Genomic DNA, 19,772 nt, shown 5'->3' on the forward strand with positions numbered 1-19,772 from the left:
TAAGAGATGAAAATAAAATATCCACAAGTAAAATATTCAGTGGAAAACTTGTTTTTAAAGTGATAGAATATAAAAGACTATATAAGTTAGGGGGGTAACTATGCCCGATTTTAATTTTATCTGGAAAGAACTTGTTGAAAACTATAGAAAAACACTAACTCCTCCAAGTTTTAGCGCTTGGATTGATCCTGCAAAACCAATAACTTTGCAAAATAATATATTAACAATTGAGCTACCATCAGATTTACACAAAAACTACTGGGAAAAAAACTTAGCTGCAAAAATTGTAGAAACAGGTTTCGAATTAACAGGTGAAGAAATTACGCCTATTTTTATTATTCAAGATGATGAACCACAAATAAATGAATCAAAAAAAGAAGCTCCAACTGAACTACCAAATATCGTAAAAAAAAATAGCAAGAAAGCTTTACTTAATTCAAAATACACATTTGATACATTTGTTATTGGTAAAGGTAATCAAATGGCTCATGCTGCGGCATTAGTGGTATCAGAAGATCCAGGGGCGACATATAATCCTTTATTTTTCTACGGTGGCGTTGGTCTAGGAAAAACACACTTGATGCATGCAATTGGACATCAAATGCTTTCAAATAATGTGGATGCTAAAATAAAATATGTCACAAGTGAATCCTTCGCAAATGACTACATTAATTCGATTAAAAATAATAAATCCGAAGATTTTAGACAAGAGTATCGAAACGTCGATTTATTATTAGTTGATGACATTCAATTTTTTGCTGACAAAGAGGGAACACAAGAAGAATTTTTCCATACATTCAATACTCTTTATAATGAAGGGCATCAAATTGTCTTAACCAGCGATCGATTACCAAATGAGATTCCGAAATTACAAGAACGACTTGTTTCAAGATTTGCTTGGGGATTATCAGTAGATATCACTCCTCCTGATTTAGAGACACGAATTGCCATATTACGAAAAAAAGCTGATGCTGAAGGTTTGGAAATTCCTGATGATACATTATCATATATTGCTGGACAAATTGAATCAAATATACGTGAACTTGAAGGTGCTCTTGTCCGCGTGCAAGCTTTTTCTACAATGAAAGGGCAAGATATTACAACTAGTTTAGCTGCCGATGCTTTAAAAAGTTTAAAACCAATTAAAGAAAAAAGTGAATTATCCATTTTAAACATTCAAGAAGAAGTTTGTAAATATTATCATTTGCAATTAAAAGATTTAAAGGGAAAAAAACGTGTCAAAACAATAGTTGTACCAAGACAAATAGCAATGTATCTCTCAAGAGAACTAACAGATAATTCCCTACCAAAAATTGGTGCAGAATTTGGTGGTAAAGACCACACCACTGTTATACATGCTCATGAAAAAATTCAACAATTAGTCGAAAAAGATGTTACCATACAAAAAGAAGTAAATGACATTAAACAAACATTACTTTCCTAATTGTGGAAAACAAAAAAAACAACCTCGAGTTTTCCACATGTTATTAACAAGAAAAAATCCTTATCAGTTATAGACAGAAAATACTTATACACAGAATCAACAGCACCTACTACTACTACTACTTTATATATATTAATTAAAAGGAGACTAACTAATGAAAATAACGTTAAATCGCGCAGCATTTTTAAATGAATTAACTACAGTTCAACGTGCTATTTCCGGTAAAACAACTATTCCTATATTGACAGGGGTAAAATTAAGTATCACAGATGTTGGCTTAACTCTTACAGGTAGTAACGCTGATATTTCTATTGAAACTTTTTTAAGTGTTGATAATGATAAAGCCAGTATGCTAATTGAATCCACTGGATCAATAGTTATTCAAGCACGTTTCTTTAATGAAATTATAAAAAAATTGCCTGAACAAACATTAACTTTAGAGTTAATTGAGAATAATCAAGTTATTATTACATCAGGAAAAGCTTTATTTAATGTTAATGGATTAAATGCTGATAGTTATCCTCAGTTACCAATTATTGAGGATCAAACCAACTTCAAATTACCTGCAAGGGTATTAAATAAATTAATCAGTGAAACTGTTTTTGCTGTATCATCACAAGAAAGTAGACCAATACTTACAGGGGTACATATGACTCTAAATGATAATAATTTATTAGCAGTTGCAACAGATAGTCATCGTTTAAGTCAACGTAAAATGGAACTAGACAATGTCAATCAAACTTTTGATGTCGTGATACCTGGAAAAAGCTTACAAGAATTATCACGTTCATTTAAAGATGAAGAAGAGCAAGTTGATATTTCTATTATGGAAAATCAAATTTTATTTAGAACAGAAACAATGAATTTTTACTCTAGGTTATTAGAAGGAAATTATCCTGATACTAATCGTTTAATCCCGACGAATTTTAATACTGAAATTAGTTTTAATGTCTCTAGTTTATTATCAGCGATTGATCGAGCGTCATTACTATCTCATGAGGGCCGTAATAATATTGTCAAGTTAGCAATTGATGCTGAACAAGTGATTATTTATGGAAATTCACCTGAAATTGGTAATGTAGAGGAAAAATTAACTTATATCGAAGTTACAGGTGATCCTATAACAATCTCTTTTAATCCTGACTATATGAAAGCATCATTAAAATCGTTTGGAGATATCGATGTGACAATTCGTTTTATTTCACCGATTCGTCCATTCACACTCCAACCTAAAGATGGTGATATTGAATTTATTCAACTAATAACACCAGTTAGAACCAATTAGGAGGTTTTTAGCACTCATTAAAAAGGTGAGTGCTTTTTTATTTTGTATTCATTATGGTGTGTCATTCCTGAAAAAAATTAGATAATGTAGTTTAATTAAGCTATTACTATACAACGGGGAGGAAAATAGCGTGACAATTTATGGTTACGAAGCGACGTTAGATAATGGAGAGTCTTACTTTTTGGAAAAATATAAAGGGAAAGTAATGATTATTGTCAATACTGCAACTAAATGCGGACTAGCACCACAATTTAAGGAATTGGAGACTATTTATCAAACCTATAAGGATAAAGGGTTAGTAATATTAGGATTTCCATCTAATCAGTTTCATCAGGAAGTAAAAACAAGTGAAGAAGCTAGCCAAGCATGTCGAATGACTTATGGAGTGACATTTCCTATGCATCAATTATCTAAGGTGAATGGTAAAGCTGCTAATCCTATTTTTAGCTATTTGATGAACGAAGCACCTGGAGTACTAGGTGACAAAATTAAATGGAATTTCACTAAATTCTTAATTAATCAAAAAGGGGAAGTCGTTAAACGATTTTCACCAACAGACAAACCTGAAAAAATGGTACCAGATATTGAAAAACTATTAAATTAATCATGAAAACAAAGGAAGGGTTGAGAAAAAATCAATCATTCCTTTTTAATTATTTACAAAAAAATTTAAATTATCTCTTATTTTACGTTCTAAGAGGTTTAGTATAAAAAATGAAAAAAGTATCGATTCATTATAATATTGCGTAAAAAACGATTTTAGCAAAGAAAATTTGTTTTTAAGACTTAAAAAGGGTATAATAATAGCAATGGTAAATTGAAACAGAGAAGGTGAAAATTTGTGAAAAAAACATTTATATTAAAAACAGAATATATGACTCTTGGTCAATTTTTAAAAGAAGTTGATGTTATTTCTAGCGGTGGAATGGCCAAATGGTATTTACAGGAACATGCTGTATTTGTTAATGGAGAACCTGAAAATCGTCGCGGTAGAAAATTATATAAAGACATGATGATTGAAATACCTGAGTTAGGTACTTTTTTTATGGAAACAAACGCATCGGATGCTAAATAATTATGCAACTTAATCAAATAGAATTAACGAATTATCGAAATTACAATCAACTTACTTTAAATTTTTCACCAAAATTGAATGTATTTGTTGGTGATAATGCCCAAGGAAAAACTAATTTATTAGAAAGTATTTATGTTTTATCGTTAACAAAAAGTCACCGAAGCAATCATGAAAAAGAATTAATTCAATGGAATCAAGAGTTTGCTAGAATTGAAGGTCAAATAAGTAAAAAGAATAGTGATATTGATTTAACAATGATTGTTTCTAATAAAGGGAAAAAAACAAAAGTAAATGGTTTAGAACAAATTAAATTAAGTCAATATATAGGTTATTTGAATGTTATTTTATTTGCTCCAGAAGATTTATCTTTAGTTAAAGGGTCACCACAACATCGTCGAAAATTTCTAGACATGGAAATTGGCCAAATCAACTCACACTATTTATATCACCTAAGCAATTATCAAACAGTGCTTAAACAGCGAAACCAATATTTAAAAAAAACAGCTTTTAATAAATCATATGATCCTCTTTATTTAGAAGTATTAAATGAGCAATTAGCACAAGAAGGAAGTTTTGTTCTCTTGTCACGTTTGTATTTTGTTAACTTACTTGAAAAATGGGCAAATAGTATTCATGATAACATTTCTTACGGAAAAGAAGAATTACGTATTTCCTATAAAACTTCCTTTCAATTAGGTTCAGAACAAACGCAAGAAGAGTTATATTATTTATTAATGAAAGAGTTTAAAAAACATGAGGAGAGAGATCTATCTCAATTTACAACAAGTGTAGGACCTCATAGAGATGATTTGGTTTTTATGGTAAATGGACAAAATGTTCAAACGTATGGCTCGCAAGGACAACAGAGAACAGCAGCTTTAAGCGTTAAATTAGCAGAAATTGAGCTAATTAATGAGGAGATTGGGGAATATCCTATTTTACTTCTTGATGATGTTCTTAGCGAACTGGATGACGAAAGACAAGTACAGTTAATGGAATTTATTGATAATAAACTTCAAACGTTTTTGACGACAACCAGTATCGTGCATTTAAATGATAAATTAAAAATAAATCCCGAAATATTTTATGTAACAAATGGAAAAGTAGAAAGGACGAGTGAAGACGTTGACGGATAAACAAATAAATGGAGGGCAAGCTTCATCATATGATGCCAGCCAAATTCAAGTATTAGAAGGGCTTGAGGCTGTTAGAAAACGACCTGGTATGTATATTGGGTCCACAGGACCACAAGGTTTACACCATTTAGTATGGGAAATTGTTGACAATTCAATTGATGAGGCGTTGGCTGGTTTTTGTACTGAGATTAACGTGACGATTGAAGAAGATAATAGTATCACAGTCAAAGATAATGGACGTGGTATTCCAGTAGGGATTCAAGAAAAAACGGGACGACCAGCTGTTGAAACCGTCTTTACAGTATTACACGCTGGAGGAAAATTTGGCGGAGGGGGTTATAAAGTCTCAGGTGGTTTACATGGTGTAGGTTCATCCGTTGTAAACGCGTTATCTGAATCACTTAATGTTAAGGTTCATGTTGATGGGAAAATTCATCATCAAGAATTTAAGCGTGGAAAAGTCATAGATGACTTAGAAGTAATTGGTGAAACAGACCATCGCGGAACAGTTGTTAACTTTAAACCAGATGCTGAAATTTTTAAAGAAACAACCGTTTTTGAATATGATAAATTAGCAACACGTATTCGTGAATTAGCTTTCTTAAATCGAGGATTACGTATTAGTATTACTGATAAACGTGTGAGTCCTGAAAAAGAAGAATCTTACCACTACGATGGTGGGATTAAGAGTTATGTTGAGTATTTAAATGCTGGGAAAACAGTTCTTTTTCCAGATCCAATTTATACAGAAGGTGAACAACAAGATATTAGTGTTGAAGTAGCAATCCAGTACACTGACGATTACCATACTAATTTGTTGAGTTTTGCTAATAACATCCATACCTATGAGGGGGGAACACATGAGTTTGGTTTTAGAACTGCTTTAACACGTGTGATTAATGATTATGCAAAACGTCAAAAATTATTAAAAGAAAATGACGAAAATTTAAGTGGGGATGATGTACGTGAAGGAATGACAGCTGTTATCTCTATCAAACATCCAGAACCACAATTTGAAGGACAAACAAAAACAAAATTAGGTAACTCTGAAGTAAGAACAGTTACAGATCGATTATTCTCAGAAGCTTTTAATAAATTTTTATTAGAAAACCCTGATGTAGCAAAACGTGTCGTTGAAAAAGGGATTTTAGCATCTAAAGCTCGTTTGGCAGCTAAAAGAGCACGTGAAGTAACACGACGTAAGGGAGCTCTTGAAATTAGTAGTTTACCTGGTAAGTTAGCAGATTGTTCAAGTCGTGATCCTGAGAAAAGTGAATTATATATTGTCGAAGGGGATTCTGCGGGAGGCTCAGCAAAAACTGGTCGTGACCGTAAGTATCAAGCCATTTTACCTATTCGTGGGAAAATCTTAAACGTCGAAAAAGCAAGCATGGAAAAAATATTAGCCAATGCAGAAATTCGTTCACTATTTACAGCAATGGGAACAGGGTTTGGTGGCGATTTTGATGTATCAAAAGCACGTTATCATAAATTAATTATCATGACCGATGCCGACGTTGATGGGGCACATATTAGAACTCTTTTATTAACGCTATTTTATCGTTATATGCGTCCAATTGTTGAAGCAGGGTATGTTTACATTGCTCAGCCGCCATTGTATGGGGTAAAACAAGGGAAAAAGATTACATATATTCAACCAGGAAAAGATGCTGATGAGAGGTTAGCACAAGCAGTTGCAGATTTGCCAGCGACACCAAAACCAAGTATTCAACGTTATAAAGGTTTAGGCGAGATGGATGATCATCAATTATGGGATACAACAATGGATCCAACAAAACGTACAATGTTACGTGTAACAGTTGAAGATGCTGCTAAAGCAGATGCAGTGTTTGATATGTTGATGGGAGATAGAGTAGAACCTCGTCGTGAATTTATTGAGGCCAATGCACATTATGTTAAGAATTTAGATATTTAAGTAAGGGAGAAACGTTCATGTCTGAAGAAATCAGAGAAAATATTCAAGATGTTAATTTGACACAAGAAATGGAAGAATCCTTTATTGATTATGCCATGAGTGTTATTGTGTCTCGTGCGTTACCAGACGTAAGAGATGGGCTAAAACCTGTTCATCGCCGTATTTTATATGGGATGAATGAAATGGGTGTGACACCTGATAAGGCACATAAAAAATCAGCACGTATCGTTGGGGATGTTATGGGTAAATACCATCCTCATGGTGATAGTGCGATTTATGAATCTATGGTGCGTATGGCTCAACCGTTTAGTTACCGTAACATGTTAGTTGATGGGCATGGTAACTTTGGTTCTGTCGATGGTGATGGAGCTGCCGCAATGCGTTATACGGAAGCTCGTATGAGTAAAATTGCGGTTGAAATGTTACGTGATATCAATAAAAATACCGTTAATTTCCAAAAGAATTATGATGAAACAGAAAGAGAGCCAGAAGTATTACCTGCACGATTTCCTAATCTTCTAGTTAACGGGACAACAGGGATTGCAGTAGGTATGGCAACGAATATACCACCACACAATTTGTCAGAAGTCATTGATGCGTTAAAACTATTGATGGAAAATAAAGATGTGACAACAAATGAATTGATGGAGGTACTACCTGGACCTGACTTTCCGACTGGTGGACTTGTCATGGGGAAAACGGGTATTCGTAAAGCTTATGAAACGGGTAAAGGATCAATTATTGTTCGTGCGAAAGTCGATATTGAAGAAAAATCAAATGGTCGTGAACGCATTATTGTCACTGAAATCCCATATATGGTGAATAAAGCAAAACTGGTTGAACGTATCGCTGAGTTGCACCGTGAAAAACGTATTGAGGGGATTACTGACTTAAGAGATGAATCCTCACGCGAAGGGATGCGTATTGTCATCGAGATTCGTCGTGATACAAGCGCATCAGTTGTGTTGAATAATTTATATAAATTAACGTCATTACAAACAAGTTTTGGCTTTAATATGCTAGCCATTGTTAAAGGTGTACCAAAAGTTTTAGGATTAAAACCAATTCTAGAATATTATCTAGAACATCAAGAAGAAGTCATTATTCGTCGTACAGAATTTGATAAACAAAAAGCAGAAGCACGTGCTCATATCTTAGAAGGGTTGAGAATTGCGTTAGATCATATTGATGAAATTATTAAAATTATCCGTGCATCTGATTCTGATGACGTGGCAAAAGCAACTTTGATGGAACAATTTGATCTATCCGATAGACAATCACAAGCAATTTTAGATATGCGTCTACGTCGTTTAACTGGTTTAGAACGTGAAAAAATCGAAGCGGAATACCAAGATTTATTAGTATTAATTGCTGATTTGAAAGACATATTAGCTAATCATCATAGAGTACTCAATATTATCTCTGAAGAACTGGATGAAGTTCAACGTAAATATGGGGACGAAAGACGGACCGAATTACTCGTTGGAGAAGTATTAAGTCTAGAAGATGAAGATTTAATTGAAGAAGAAGATGTGGTTATTACGTTAACTCATAATGGTTACATTAAACGATTACCAAGTACGGAGTTCCGTACCCAAAATCGTGGCGGACGTGGTGTTCAAGGAATGGGCGTTCATGATGATGACTTTGTTGAGAATTTATTATCTTGTTCAACACATGATACGTTATTATTCTTTACAGATACAGGTAAAGTATATCGTGCAAAAGGATATGAAATCCCTGAGTACGGTCGTACAGCTAAGGGGATTCCAGTCATCAATCTATTAGGTATTGATTCTTCAGAAAATATTGAAGCGATTATTAATGTGGAAGGAAAAGCTGATTCTAATCAGTATTTATTCTTTACAACGAAATTAGGAACAGTAAAACGTACGTCTGTTAAAGAATTTTCGAATATTCGCACCAATGGCTTAAAAGCTATTGGTTTAAAAGATGGTGATTCACTGATTAATGTAGCATTAACAGATGATGATGATACGATTATTATTGGGACAAATCTAGGGTATTCTGTAACCTTTAAAGCAGAAGCAGTGCGTTCAATGGGACGTAGTGCAGCAGGTGTTCGTGGTATTCGTTTAAGAGAAAATGATTATGTCATTGGCATGGATATTTTAAAACCAGACATGGAAGTATTAGTTATTACTGAAAATGGGTATGGTAAGAGAACACATGCTAAAGAATACCCAATTAAAGGGCGTGGTGGTAAAGGGATTAAAACCGTTAATATCACTGAAAAAAATGGTCATTTAGTTGGATTAACAACAGTTAGTGGTGAAGAAGACATCATGTTAGTAACGAACAAAGGTGTTATCATTCGCTTTGAATTGAATTCTGTTTCTCAGACAGGTCGTTCAACCCAAGGTGTCCGCTTAATTCGTTTAGAAGCAGATGCTTTGGTATCTACTATGGCAACTATTGATGTTGATGAAGATGAAATAGAAGATACTATTGTGTCAGAGGAAATCGATGTTAAAATAACAGCTGAAGAACAAGAAAAGAATTTTGAATAATAAAATGATAATTAACTCAAAGTAGGCAACTATTTTGAGTTATTGTTTTATAAAAAATTTAATTAAGGAGATATTCTAGATAACTATCTATTTACTAGGTTTAGTAACAAACAGTAAGGGAAATTTGTAGAAACTTTTGATATTAAATAATTTGAAGAAATATATCATTAGTAAATGGTCGATTAAAATAAAGGTATTATAAATTTATGTTGCAATACGATATAAAAAATAGTATAATTTATTACTGTGAGTAAATGAAAGTTTACTCTCCTTGTTCCTTATAATTAAGGAACCTTTAGTCCATAAGGAGGTGAAAATCAATGAGTCAGGTATCAAATTATGAAATCATGTATATAATTCGTCCTAACATTGATGAGGAAGCAAAAAATGCTCTAGTAAATCGTTTCGATTCAATCTTGAAAGATAACGGAGCAGAAGTTTTGGAATCTAAACAATGGGAAAAACGTCGTTTAGCTTACGAAATCCAAAATTTCCGTGAAGGAATCTACCATATCGTTAAAGTTTCTTCTACAGATGCTGCAGCAATCAATGAATTTGATCGTTTAGCAAAAATCAATGATGACATTTTACGTCACATGATTGTTAAAGAAGAAAAGTAATAATGTTTCACGTGAAACATTTATAACGAAAGGAGATTAACCAATGATTAACAATGTTGTATTGGTAGGTAGACTTACTCGAGACCCAGATTTGAGATATACGTCAAATGGTTCTGCCGTAGCGACTTTTAACTTAGCTGTTAATCGTAACTTTACAAATCAAAGTGGGGAACGAGAAGCAGACTTTATTAATTGTGTGATTTGGAGAAAACCAGCTGAAACCTTAGCAAATTATGCTAAAAAAGGAACTCTATTGGGAGTAGTTGGACGTATTCAAACTAGAAACTACGAGAATCAACAGGGACAAAGAGTGTATGTAACTGAAGTGGTTTGTGAGAACTTCCAATTATTAGAATCTAAGAATGCATCGAGTCAAAGACAACAGCAAACTAGCGGATTTAATAATTTTTCTCAAGATAACCAAAATACACAATCATCATTTGGCCAATCTTCAAGTAATGACATGCCGAACTTCGATCGTGATAATAGTAATCCTTTTGGAAACTCATCATCGATAGATATTTCGGATGACGATTTACCATTCTAATATAGAGGAGGGCATATAATGGCAGCTCAACAAAGAAGAGGCGGACGCCGTCGTCGTAAAGTATGTTACTTTACAGCTAACCATATTGATCATATCGATTACAAAGATGTTGAATTATTATCTCGTTTTGTTTCAGAACGCGGTAAAATTTTACCTCGTCGTGTAACAGGAACTTGTGCTAAACATCAACGTAAATTAACGATTGCAATTAAACGTGCAAGAATTATGGGATTATTACCATTCGTTAGTGAAGACTAATAAAATCCAGAGACATTCATTTGAATGTCTCTTTTTGTTTCACGTGAAACAATGAAGAATAGTTTAGAAATACTATAAATTATGTTAAAATAAAAAGAGTGTGTAACTAGAATCGTTAGGAGAGTGAATATAGATGAAAGTTATCTTTTTAGAAGATGTAAAAGGAAAAGGAAAAAAAGGTGAAGTGAAAGATGTTGCAGTAGGATATGCTCAAAACTTTTTAATTAAAAAAGGATTGGCTAAAGAAGCAACAGCTCAAAATTTAAGTGAACTTAAGGGAAAAGAAAAAGCCAAAGCTAAAGAAGATGCAGAAGTATTAGAAGAAGCTAAAAAATTAAAAGAAACATTTGAAACTGAAGGTTTTGAAGTTGTTATAAAATCAAAAGCAGGAGAAGATGGACGTTTATTTGGTTCAATTCCTTCTAAACAAATAGCAGATGGACTTCAAAAGCAACACCAAATAAAAGTAGATAAACGCAAAATTGAAATGGAACAACCAATTAAAGCATTAGGCTATACAACTGTTCCAGTTAAATTACATAAAGAAGTGGTAGCCAAACTACGTGTACATGTAGTGGTTGAGTAACCGGAAAATTGAGGATTTAATCTATGGAACTTATTCAACAAGATAGAGTGCCACCTCAAAGTATCGAGGCAGAACAAGCAGTTTTAGGTTCTGTCTTTTTAAATGCAGATGCTTTGATTGAGGCAATGGAATATATTGATTCGGCTGATTTTTATCGACGTTCACATCAGTTACTTTTCCAAACTATGTTAGATTTAAATAATCGTAATGAAGCAATTGATGTCATTACGATGAAAACAGAGTTGGAACAAAAGCAATTACTAGAAGATGTTGGTGGTATTAGTTACTTATCTGAGTTAACAACAAACGTTCCAACAGCAGCCAATGTGGGACACTATGCCAAAATTGTGGAACAAAAATCGTTGTTGCGTCGTTTGATACAAACGGCAACAGATATCGTAACAAAAGGCTTTGAACAAGATGAAGATGTTGAATTTATATTAGATGAAGCAGAACGTCAAATTTTAGAAGTCTCTGAAAAAAGAAATAGAAGTGGCTTTTTAGCGATTTCTGATGTGTTGAGTGATTCTATTGCTCAAATAGAACAATTATCACAACAAGGTGATGATATAACTGGATTGCCAACAGGATATCATGCTCTTGATAAAATGACAGCCGGTCTCCAGTCAGAAGAGCTCATCATATTAGCAGCACGTCCGGCTGTGGGGAAAACAGCCTTTGCTTTAAATATCGCACAAAACGTAGGAACAAAAACGGATGAATCAGTCGCTATTTTTAGTTTAGAAATGAGTGCAGAGTCATTAGTTAATCGTATGTTATGTTCAGAAGGCTCAATAGAAGCAAGTCATTTAAAAACAGGTCAGTTGACTGACGAAGAATGGAACAGTTTAATTGTCGCAATGGGAAGTTTATCAAGGGCTAATATTTTTATAGATGATACGCCTGGTATTAAAATATCTGAAATTCGGGCGAAATGTCGAAAATTAGCTCAAGAACAAGGTGATTTGGGCCTTATCTTAATTGATTATTTACAATTAATTGAAGGAACAGGACGAGAGAACAGACAACAAGAAGTATCGGAAATTTCACGTCAATTAAAGAAACTTGCTAAGGAATTGAAAGTGCCAGTTATTGCCTTATCACAGCTATCTCGTGGAGTGGAACAAAGGCAAGATAAAAGACCAGTATTAAGTGATATTCGTGAATCAGGTTCTATTGAGCAAGATGCAGATATTGTCGCCTTTTTATATCGTGATGATTATTATCAACGTGATAGTGAAGAAGATGATGATGAACCAGTACAAGAGTCTAATAATATTATTGAAGTTATTATAGAAAAAAATAGAAGTGGTGCAAGAGGAACGGTAGAATTGATGTTTATTAAAGAATATAATAAATTTACTTCTATTTCCCCAAGAGAAGAATTTTAATATTCGTAATTTTTGATAAAAATATGTTTTTTTTATTTTAATGTTCTGATTTAGTTGTGTTAGATTCTTTTTTTTGATAATATAGTTAGGTAATGAATAAAAGAGAAGAACGGAGTGTTCGTATGTCATCAGTTGTAGTAGTAGGAACTCAGTGGGGAGACGAAGGTAAAGGAAAAATCACTGATTTTTTAAGCGAAAATGCAGAAATTATTGCAAGATACCAGGGTGGAGATAATGCAGGCCACACTATTCAATTTGATGGAACAACCTATAAACTTCACTTAATTCCATCAGGTATTTTTTATCAAGATAAAATAAGCGTGATTGGAAATGGTGTAGTCGTTAATCCAAAATCATTAATTAAAGAATTAAACTATTTAAAAGAACATAATATTCCAACTACTAATTTAAGAATTTCAGATAGAGCACATGTTATTTTGCCTTATCATATTCTTTTAGATCAGTTACAAGAAGATGCTAAAGGTGATCAAAAAATCGGAACAACGATTAAAGGGATTGGACCTGCTTATATGGATAAAGCAGCTCGTGTGGGTATTAGAATAGCTGATTTATTAGATAAAGAGATTTTTGAAGAACGATTAAAAATAAATTTAGAAGAAAAAAATAAATTATTTACTAAAATTTATGAAGTAGACCCTATTTCATTTGAAGAAGTGTTTGAAGAATACTATGAGTATGGTCAATTAATTAAAGAATATGTAACTGATACATCAGTTATCTTAAATGAAGCCTTAGATAATGGAAAACATGTACTATTTGAAGGAGCTCAAGGTGTTATGTTGGATATTGATCAAGGTACTTATCCATTTGTTACCTCATCAAATCCATTAGCTGGAGGCGTGACAATTGGAACAGGTGTAGGACCTTCCAAAATTGATAAAGTGGTGGGTGTTTGTAAAGCTTATACCTCTCGTGTAGGTGATGGACCATTCCCAACTGAACTATTTGATGAAACAGGTCATCAAATTAGAGAAGTTGGTCGTGAATATGGTACAACAACTGGTCGACCAAGACGTGTTGGTTGGTTTGATAGTGTTGTGATGAGACACTCTAGACGTGTATCAGGTATCACTAACCTATCATTAAATTCAATCGATGTTTTAACAGGTTTACCTGTCATTAAAATTTGTGTGGCTTATGAGTTAGATGGAAAAGAAATCACTCATTACCCAGCAAGTTTGAAAGAATTATCGAGATGTAAACCAATTTATGAAGAATTACCAGGGTGGACGGAAGATATTACTGGTTGTAAAACATTAGAAGAATTACCAGAAAATGCTAGAAATTATGTTAAACGTGTTTCTGAGTTAGTAGATGTTAGAATTTCAACATTTTCTGTTGGTCCTGATAGAACACAAACAAATATTTTAGAAAATGTTTGGGAACAAATTTAAATACCCAATAAATATAAAAAAATAGAGAGTTATCGAACTCTCTATTTTTTTATTATATAATAAAGTTAAACCAATGATAGGGAGAAAATAAAAATGACTTATAAATTTGATTTGTTGGTAGATTCCTGTTGTGATTTGACACATGATGAATTAGAGGAACCAGGCATTAAAAAAATTAGTATGACGATTCAATTAGACAACAAAGAATATATTGATGACTTTCAGGAAACTTTTGATTACAATTGGTTTATGACAGAACTTAAAAATGGAGCAACACCTAGTACGTCACAAATTAATATTGGGAATTACTTAGATATTTTTAAAGATTATGTCGGCCAGAACCAACCCTTGTTATATGTTTGTTTTTCATCAGGTTTAAGTGGCTCATATAATAATGCGATGACAGCTTTATCTATGTTAGAAGAAGAGCATGGTAAACTACCGATTACGATTATTGATTCCTTAGCGGCATGTTTGGGAGAAGGACTACTTGTAAGGAATGTCTTAAATCTTAGGAGACAAGAAAAAACACTTGAAGATGTCGTATTATGGTTAAACGAAATGATACCAAGATTACATTCATGGGTTACAGTTGATGATTTAAAACATCTAGAGCGTGGAGGTAGGATATCCAAAACGTCTGCGATGATTGGTAGTATGATCAAAGTGAAACCAATTATCTGTATGAATGCTGAAGGAAAATTAATTAATACTGGAAAAGTACGCGGGCGTAAGCATTCACTAGAAAAAATAGCTGGATTAACCAAAGAAACCATTGAGCAAGAATCTGAACAAGATATTTTAATTGCTTATGCTGGAGATAAGGAATCTGGTGAAAAATTAAAAGCTATTTTACAAGATAAAGTATCGGTAAAAAGTATTTCTGTAAAACCGATGGGACCAACCATTGCTAGTCATACAGGATATGGAGCATTAGCAATTTTCTCATTCGGGATTATTAGATAAATAACAATAAAGATGTCTATTATTTTGAGTTTATAGATATCTTTATTGTTATTTTATTAGTCATTAATTATTAAAAAGGGTATAATTATATCATCATTAAAATTGGGAGTTGGGCTAAATGGAATTTTTTACCTATAATTATTTTGTTAATCAGTCTAGTAATAGCCATATTTATCAATATTTATTAGTTATATTAGTTTTATTGATAGTACTATTGCTTATTTTAAGACGGTCTAAAAATAAAAGTCGATTAAAATATCGTGATTTAATTATTTTATTGTCTTTATTACTAGTTTTTTTAATTGGAATACAAACAAATGATTATCAAAAGGGGAAAGCTGAAAAAGGGAACTATTCTCAAATGTTATTCTTTTTAGATGCTGTTAGTAAAAAGAAATTGGTTGATCCTGAGACAATTAGTGTTAATTATAAGTATTTAAAAGATGAAATGGTATTAAAAATCAATAATAAATATTATCAAGTGAATTTTAATGGTGATTTTACGACATTTAAGTTAGAAGATACAGTATTAGTAAATGATGAATCAATAAAAGTAACAGGGAAGTGATGACATGAAGGAATATTTGGATATAGGAATAAAACTAGCTATTGGAATTATTACGTTAATTTTTCAAATGAATTTATTAGGAAAAGCTAATTTAGCACCAACCTCTCCTCTTGATCAATTACAGAACTTTGTTTTAGGGGGTATTATAGGTGGGATGATCTATAATGCACAAATATCAATCTTACAATATTTTTTAGTGTTGGTGATGTGGACATTTTTGGTGACGTTATTTAAGTACCTTAAGGAAAATGTCGCTCTTGTGAAGAAAATGATAGATGGTTATCCTACAACATTAATTAAAAATGGTAAAGTATTAGTTGATGAGTGTACAAAACATGGCATTTCTGCTACAGATTTAATGTTTAAACTAAGAACCTCTAATGTTTATGAAACACGTTCGGTAAAACGTGCAATCCAAGAACAGAATGGTCAGCTGACTATTATTTTATATGGCGAAGAAAATGTTAAATACCCTATAATTACGAATGGATACATTAATCAGGAGGTATTAGAAATGATTGAACGAGATGAATCTTGGTTATTTAATGAATTAAATAAACAAGAAGCTGAAGTTCAAAATGTTTACTTAGGTGAATGGGTAAATGGTGAGTTAATCCTTAGTTTATATGATTAAAAAAATGAGTTATGCAAAAGCATAACTCATTTTTTTATTTGAATATCTTTTTTAATTGTTCTTTCACAGTAGGATTTTCTAAAAACTCATCATACGTGGTCTCAGCACGATCAATTACTCCTTGATCAGAAACAGCAATGATACGATTTGCAGTTGTTTGGATAAATTGATGGTCATGAGAAGCAAATAAAATGGACCCACTAAAGGAAATTAAGCCATCATTTAGTGCTGTGATTGATTCTAAGTCCAAATGATTTGTAGGATCATCTAACACTAGTACATTTGATTTAGAAAGCATTAATTTAGAAAGCATACAACGTACTTTTTCTCCCCCAGATAACACATTAACAGGTTTTAATACGTCTTCACCTGAGAAAAGCATACGTCCTAAGAAACTGCGTAAAAATGTATTATCATTTTCTTCTTTTGACGCATATTGGCGTAACCAATCAACGATAGTCATATCATTGTTGAATTCTTCTGTTGTATCCTTAGGCAGGTAAGCTTGAGATGTTGTGACACCCCAACGAACAGAACCAGTATCTGGCTCCATTTCCCCCATAATAATTTTGAAAAGAACAGTCGTTGCGATATCATCTTTTGCAATAAAGGCTACTTTATCATCTTTTCTTAATGTGAATGAGATATTGTCTAGAATTTTCTTCCCATCAATTGTTTTTGACACATTTTCAACTTGCAATAAGTCATTGCCAATTTCACGTTCTGGATTAAATCCTACAAATGGGTAACGACGTGATGATGGTTGGATATCATCTAGTTCAATTTTATCTAACATTTTTTTACGAGAGGTCGCTTGTTTAGATTTAGAGGCATTGGCACTAAATCTTGCGATAAAGGCTTGTAATTCTTTGACTTTTTCTTCTTTTTTCGCATTTTGGTCAGCTTGAAGTCTAGCAGCTAACTGACTAGACTCTAACCAGAAATCATAGTTCCCAACGTATAGCTTAATTTTTCCGAAATCTAAATCAGCCATATGTGTACATACTTTATTTAGAAAGTGGCGGTCATGGGAAACCGTAATAACAGTATTGTCAAAGTTGATTAAAAATTCTTCTAACCATGCGATAGACTCTCTGTCTAAACCGTTTGTCGGCTCGTCTAATAGTAAAACATCTGGTTGGCCAAATAAAGCTTGAGCAAGTAACACTTTCACTTTTTGTCCAGCTGTTAATTCTGACATTTTTAGATTATGTAAGTCTTCTGTAATATTTAATCCTTGGAGTAAGCTAGCAGCTTCAGGTTCAGCTTCCCAACCATTTAATTCCGCAAATTCCCCTTCAAGTTCAGCTGCTTTAATCCCATCTTCATCAGAAAAATCTTCTTTCATATAGATAGCATTTTTTTCTTGCATGACTTCATATAGACGTTTATGTCCCATAATAACAGTGTCTATAACCGTTTCATCTTCGTAGTCAAAATGATTTTGTTTAAGTGTTGCTAATCGTTCATCTGGTCCTAGTGCAACATAACCAGTTGATGGCTCAATTTCATTTGAAAGTATCTTTAAGAAAGTTGACTTTCCAGCACCGTTTGCACCAATTAATCCATAACAATTTCCTGGTGTGAATTTTATATTTACATCGTCGAATAGTTTTCTATCCGGGAATTGTAAACTTACATCTGAAACAGTAATCAAAATAAATCCCTCACTTTTTCGTTATTAGTGTTGTTGTAATGTCTATCGTATCTCCCCGATTATATCGGGTTTAAACACTTGGTGCAACCATATGAATAAAAAGAACCTTAATCTGTTGCTAGATTAAGGTTTAAAACGTTCGTTGTAAAATAGATTTCGTGATTTCGTAGATGGTTTCTTTGGTCTGTTGTTGATTATTTGGTAATGATTGGATAGTGGCTAGTGCTCTGTTAGTATAGTGAGAAGCTAAGTCATAGGCCTTCTCAACACCATGACATTCAATGACTAACTCATGGATCCGTTTTGCATCCTCTTGCGTCATGTTTTCTTTTTTACTTAATATTGGTTCAAAAAGAAGCGGGTGCTCAGCAATGCTACATATCAGAGGTAAGCTGTAAACACCTTGACGAACATCTTCTAAAACAGGCTTACCAAGTGTTTCTTCATTTTGTGAATAATCTAAAATATCATCCACAATTTGAAAGGCTAAACCAATGTCTTTACCAATTTCACGGCATTTATTTGACAGTTTTTTTCCACCACCGTTTTCATAACAACCGACAAAACAACTTAAGGCAAATAGTTCAGCTGTTTTACCTGTAATATTGGCCAAATAATCATCAATTGTGACATTCATATTATATCGTTCACTCATTTGTCCTAATTCACCAAGTAGTACTTTTTCCATACTAGTTGTATTGAGTTCAATACTTTTTAGAGAACTTTGATATTGAATTAATAATTTAAAACAAATAATAAAAAGGTAATCCCCAGAATAAACTGCAACATCCGTGCTAAAGGCTGAATTTATTGTTGCTGTGCCACGTCTTGTATCAGCTACGTCGACAATATCATCATGAATAAGAGTAGCCGTATGTAAGGTTTCTATTGCAGCAGATAGAGCGATGGTTTTCTTTTTATCTATTTTTGTACCAAATTCAGCAAATAATAGTAGATACGCAGGACGTAATAATTTACCGCCAGAATGAAAAATAGCTAATATAGCCTCTTCGACTTCTTTATTAGGTAGTGAGATAGAATCTGAAATGAGATTAAGTGTTTTTTGTAAATCTTTTTTTAAGGACGGATATGACGTCCACATAGCATGAGGTTCCATCAATAGTCTCCTTATTTTAGAGTGTGTTTATCATAAGCTAATTGAAATTCTTGAAGTGTTTTAACATGTAGCATTAAATAATTTGCAGCAATACCAATGGCAATTCCAGCTAAAATCCCAATCCATGACAGAATGGGGAGGTATAACATGACCGTCCATGATTTAGCAATCCAACTTGCCACAATTAATTGTCCTACATTATGTAAAAATCCACCACATGCACTAATCCCAATAGTGCTAATACGTTTTGGCCCTAGTTGTTTTAGGAAGATCATTCCAAAATAACTTAGAAAAGCACCGGCAGCACTATACATTAAAGTGGAAACTGTTCCTCCGAGTAGTGTGGTTAGAAATAGTCTTAAAACCACTAATGTGAAACTATCTTTCATAGGCATCGTAAAAATCGCAATGATGGTGATTAAATTAGCTAATCCTAATTTTGCTCCTGGAGCAAAGGCAAAAGGGAAGGGGATCATATTTTCAAGTAGTCCTATGATAACACCTTGAGCAACAAGTAACGCAATATAGATAATTTTTTTATTTTTGGACATGATTATTCTCCTATCATAGTGAGAATACTATCAATTTATTCATTGTGCAATACTT

General features: G+C 32.9%; 19 protein-coding genes. 16 read left to right on the forward strand and 3 right to left on the reverse strand.

The window, feature by feature from the left end; translation table 11 throughout:
* The first annotated feature begins 100 nt into the window (after positions 1-100).
* The 16 genes from dnaA (at position 101) to MN187_RS00080 (ending at position 16,392) form a co-directional block, all read left to right on the forward strand.
* The gene (gene dnaA, locus MN187_RS00005; protein WP_117973744.1) at positions 101-1,444 is read left to right on the forward strand and encodes a chromosomal replication initiator protein DnaA; all 1,344 of its coding nucleotides are present in this window, start codon (positions 101-103) and stop codon (positions 1,442-1,444) included.
* A 154-nt stretch (positions 1,445-1,598) separates the two neighbouring features.
* Positions 1,599-2,729 (forward strand): DNA polymerase III subunit beta, encoded by a 1,131-nt coding sequence (dnaN, locus tag MN187_RS00010; protein ID WP_241699645.1) that lies wholly within the window; start codon positions 1,599-1,601, stop codon positions 2,727-2,729.
* Between the two features lie 130 nt (positions 2,730-2,859).
* Entirely contained in the window at positions 2,860-3,333 is a 474-nt protein-coding gene (locus tag MN187_RS00015) for a glutathione peroxidase (protein WP_241699644.1), read from the forward strand.
* A gap of 237 nt (positions 3,334-3,570) precedes the next feature.
* Positions 3,571-3,804, forward strand: a complete 234-nt coding sequence (gene yaaA, locus MN187_RS00020; protein ID WP_117973751.1) for a S4 domain-containing protein YaaA — start codon at positions 3,571-3,573, stop codon at positions 3,802-3,804.
* A 2-nt stretch (positions 3,805-3,806) separates the two neighbouring features.
* Complete coding sequence (recF, locus tag MN187_RS00025; RefSeq protein WP_117973753.1) at positions 3,807-4,940, forward strand: DNA replication/repair protein RecF; 1,134 nt, start codon at positions 3,807-3,809, stop codon at positions 4,938-4,940.
* Entirely contained in the window at positions 4,930-6,876 is a 1,947-nt protein-coding gene (gene gyrB, locus MN187_RS00030; RefSeq protein ID WP_242093933.1) for a DNA topoisomerase (ATP-hydrolyzing) subunit B, read from the forward strand. Before recF ends, gyrB begins: the two co-directional genes overlap by 11 nt.
* A gap of 17 nt (positions 6,877-6,893) precedes the next feature.
* Positions 6,894-9,407 (forward strand): DNA gyrase subunit A, encoded by a 2,514-nt coding sequence (gene gyrA / locus MN187_RS00035; protein ID WP_242093935.1) that lies wholly within the window; start codon positions 6,894-6,896, stop codon positions 9,405-9,407.
* 320 nt (positions 9,408-9,727) lie between these two features.
* The gene (rpsF, locus tag MN187_RS00040; RefSeq protein ID WP_117973759.1) at positions 9,728-10,027 is read left to right on the forward strand and encodes a 30S ribosomal protein S6; all 300 of its coding nucleotides are present in this window, start codon (positions 9,728-9,730) and stop codon (positions 10,025-10,027) included.
* A 43-nt stretch (positions 10,028-10,070) separates the two neighbouring features.
* Entirely contained in the window at positions 10,071-10,574 is a 504-nt protein-coding gene (gene ssb / locus MN187_RS00045) for a single-stranded DNA-binding protein (protein WP_117973761.1), read from the forward strand.
* A gap of 18 nt (positions 10,575-10,592) precedes the next feature.
* Positions 10,593-10,832 carry a 30S ribosomal protein S18 gene (gene rpsR, locus MN187_RS00050; RefSeq protein ID WP_071455937.1) on the forward strand — a complete coding sequence of 80 codons (240 nt, stop codon included), beginning with the start codon at positions 10,593-10,595 and terminating at the stop codon, positions 10,830-10,832.
* A gap of 133 nt (positions 10,833-10,965) precedes the next feature.
* Positions 10,966-11,418, forward strand: coding sequence for a 50S ribosomal protein L9 (rplI, locus tag MN187_RS00055; RefSeq protein WP_242093937.1), 453 nt, complete (start codon positions 10,966-10,968; stop codon positions 11,416-11,418).
* Positions 11,419-11,441: 23 nt separating this feature from the next.
* A complete protein-coding gene (gene dnaB / locus MN187_RS00060; RefSeq protein WP_117973765.1) occupies positions 11,442-12,809 on the forward strand; it encodes a replicative DNA helicase in 1,368 nt (455 codons plus the stop codon).
* A 122-nt stretch (positions 12,810-12,931) separates the two neighbouring features.
* The gene (locus tag MN187_RS00065; RefSeq protein WP_117973767.1) at positions 12,932-14,224 is read left to right on the forward strand and encodes an adenylosuccinate synthase; all 1,293 of its coding nucleotides are present in this window, start codon (positions 12,932-12,934) and stop codon (positions 14,222-14,224) included.
* Between the two features lie 93 nt (positions 14,225-14,317).
* On the forward strand, positions 14,318-15,190 hold the full coding sequence (locus tag MN187_RS00070) for a DegV family protein (RefSeq protein ID WP_242093940.1): 873 nt from the start codon (positions 14,318-14,320) through the stop codon (positions 15,188-15,190).
* 118 nt (positions 15,191-15,308) lie between these two features.
* Complete coding sequence (locus tag MN187_RS00075; RefSeq protein ID WP_117973771.1) at positions 15,309-15,758, forward strand: DUF3290 family protein; 450 nt, start codon at positions 15,309-15,311, stop codon at positions 15,756-15,758.
* A gap of 4 nt (positions 15,759-15,762) precedes the next feature.
* Positions 15,763-16,392 carry a DUF421 domain-containing protein gene (locus MN187_RS00080; protein ID WP_117973773.1) on the forward strand — a complete coding sequence of 210 codons (630 nt, stop codon included), beginning with the start codon at positions 15,763-15,765 and terminating at the stop codon, positions 16,390-16,392.
* 34 nt (positions 16,393-16,426) lie between these two features.
* Here the strand turns inward: MN187_RS00080 and MN187_RS00085 are convergent, their stop codons facing one another.
* The 3 genes from MN187_RS00085 to MN187_RS00095 form a co-directional block, all read right to left on the reverse strand.
* The gene (locus MN187_RS00085) at positions 16,427-18,049 is read right to left on the reverse strand and encodes an ABC-F family ATP-binding cassette domain-containing protein (RefSeq protein ID WP_241699634.1); all 1,623 of its coding nucleotides are present in this window, start codon (positions 18,047-18,049) and stop codon (positions 16,427-16,429) included.
* A 130-nt stretch (positions 18,050-18,179) separates the two neighbouring features.
* Positions 18,180-19,166, reverse strand: a complete 987-nt coding sequence (locus MN187_RS00090; protein ID WP_242093942.1) for a polyprenyl synthetase family protein — start codon at positions 19,164-19,166, stop codon at positions 18,180-18,182.
* Positions 19,167-19,177: 11 nt separating this feature from the next.
* Positions 19,178-19,717: a Gx transporter family protein gene (locus MN187_RS00095; RefSeq protein WP_117973778.1), complete on the reverse strand. Its 540-nt coding sequence runs from the start codon at positions 19,715-19,717 to the stop codon at positions 19,178-19,180.
* Positions 19,718-19,772: the final 55 nt, after the last annotated feature.

Source organism: Vagococcus sp. CY52-2, assembly GCF_022655055.1.
Taxonomy (GTDB): Bacteria; Bacillota; Bacilli; order Lactobacillales; family Vagococcaceae; genus Vagococcus.

What these genes read in the sequence shown, in the direction of transcription:
- dnaA (WP_117973744.1), top strand. Translation starts at nt 101, where the DNA reads ATGCCCGATTTTAATTTTATCTGGAAAGAACTTGTTGAAAACTATAGA.
- dnaN (WP_241699645.1), top strand. Translation starts at nt 1,599, where the DNA reads ATGAAAATAACGTTAAATCGCGCAGCATTTTTAAATGAATTAACTACA.
- recF (WP_117973753.1), top strand. Translation starts at nt 3,807, where the DNA reads ATGCAACTTAATCAAATAGAATTAACGAATTATCGAAATTACAATCAA.
- gyrA (WP_242093935.1), top strand. Translation starts at nt 6,894, where the DNA reads ATGTCTGAAGAAATCAGAGAAAATATTCAAGATGTTAATTTGACACAA.
- rpsF (WP_117973759.1), top strand. Translation starts at nt 9,728, where the DNA reads ATGAGTCAGGTATCAAATTATGAAATCATGTATATAATTCGTCCTAAC.
- ssb (WP_117973761.1), top strand. Translation starts at nt 10,071, where the DNA reads ATGATTAACAATGTTGTATTGGTAGGTAGACTTACTCGAGACCCAGAT.
- rpsR (WP_071455937.1), top strand. Translation starts at nt 10,593, where the DNA reads ATGGCAGCTCAACAAAGAAGAGGCGGACGCCGTCGTCGTAAAGTATGT.
- rplI (WP_242093937.1), top strand. Translation starts at nt 10,966, where the DNA reads ATGAAAGTTATCTTTTTAGAAGATGTAAAAGGAAAAGGAAAAAAAGGT.
- dnaB (WP_117973765.1), top strand. Translation starts at nt 11,442, where the DNA reads ATGGAACTTATTCAACAAGATAGAGTGCCACCTCAAAGTATCGAGGCA.
- MN187_RS00065 (WP_117973767.1), top strand. Translation starts at nt 12,932, where the DNA reads ATGTCATCAGTTGTAGTAGTAGGAACTCAGTGGGGAGACGAAGGTAAA.
- MN187_RS00070 (WP_242093940.1), top strand. Translation starts at nt 14,318, where the DNA reads ATGACTTATAAATTTGATTTGTTGGTAGATTCCTGTTGTGATTTGACA.
- MN187_RS00075 (WP_117973771.1), top strand. Translation starts at nt 15,309, where the DNA reads ATGGAATTTTTTACCTATAATTATTTTGTTAATCAGTCTAGTAATAGC.
- MN187_RS00080 (WP_117973773.1), top strand. Translation starts at nt 15,763, where the DNA reads ATGAAGGAATATTTGGATATAGGAATAAAACTAGCTATTGGAATTATT.
- MN187_RS00090 (WP_242093942.1), bottom strand. Translation starts at nt 19,166, where the DNA reads ATGGAACCTCATGCTATGTGGACGTCATATCCGTCCTTAAAAAAAGAT.
- MN187_RS00095 (WP_117973778.1), bottom strand. Translation starts at nt 19,717, where the DNA reads ATGTCCAAAAATAAAAAAATTATCTATATTGCGTTACTTGTTGCTCAA.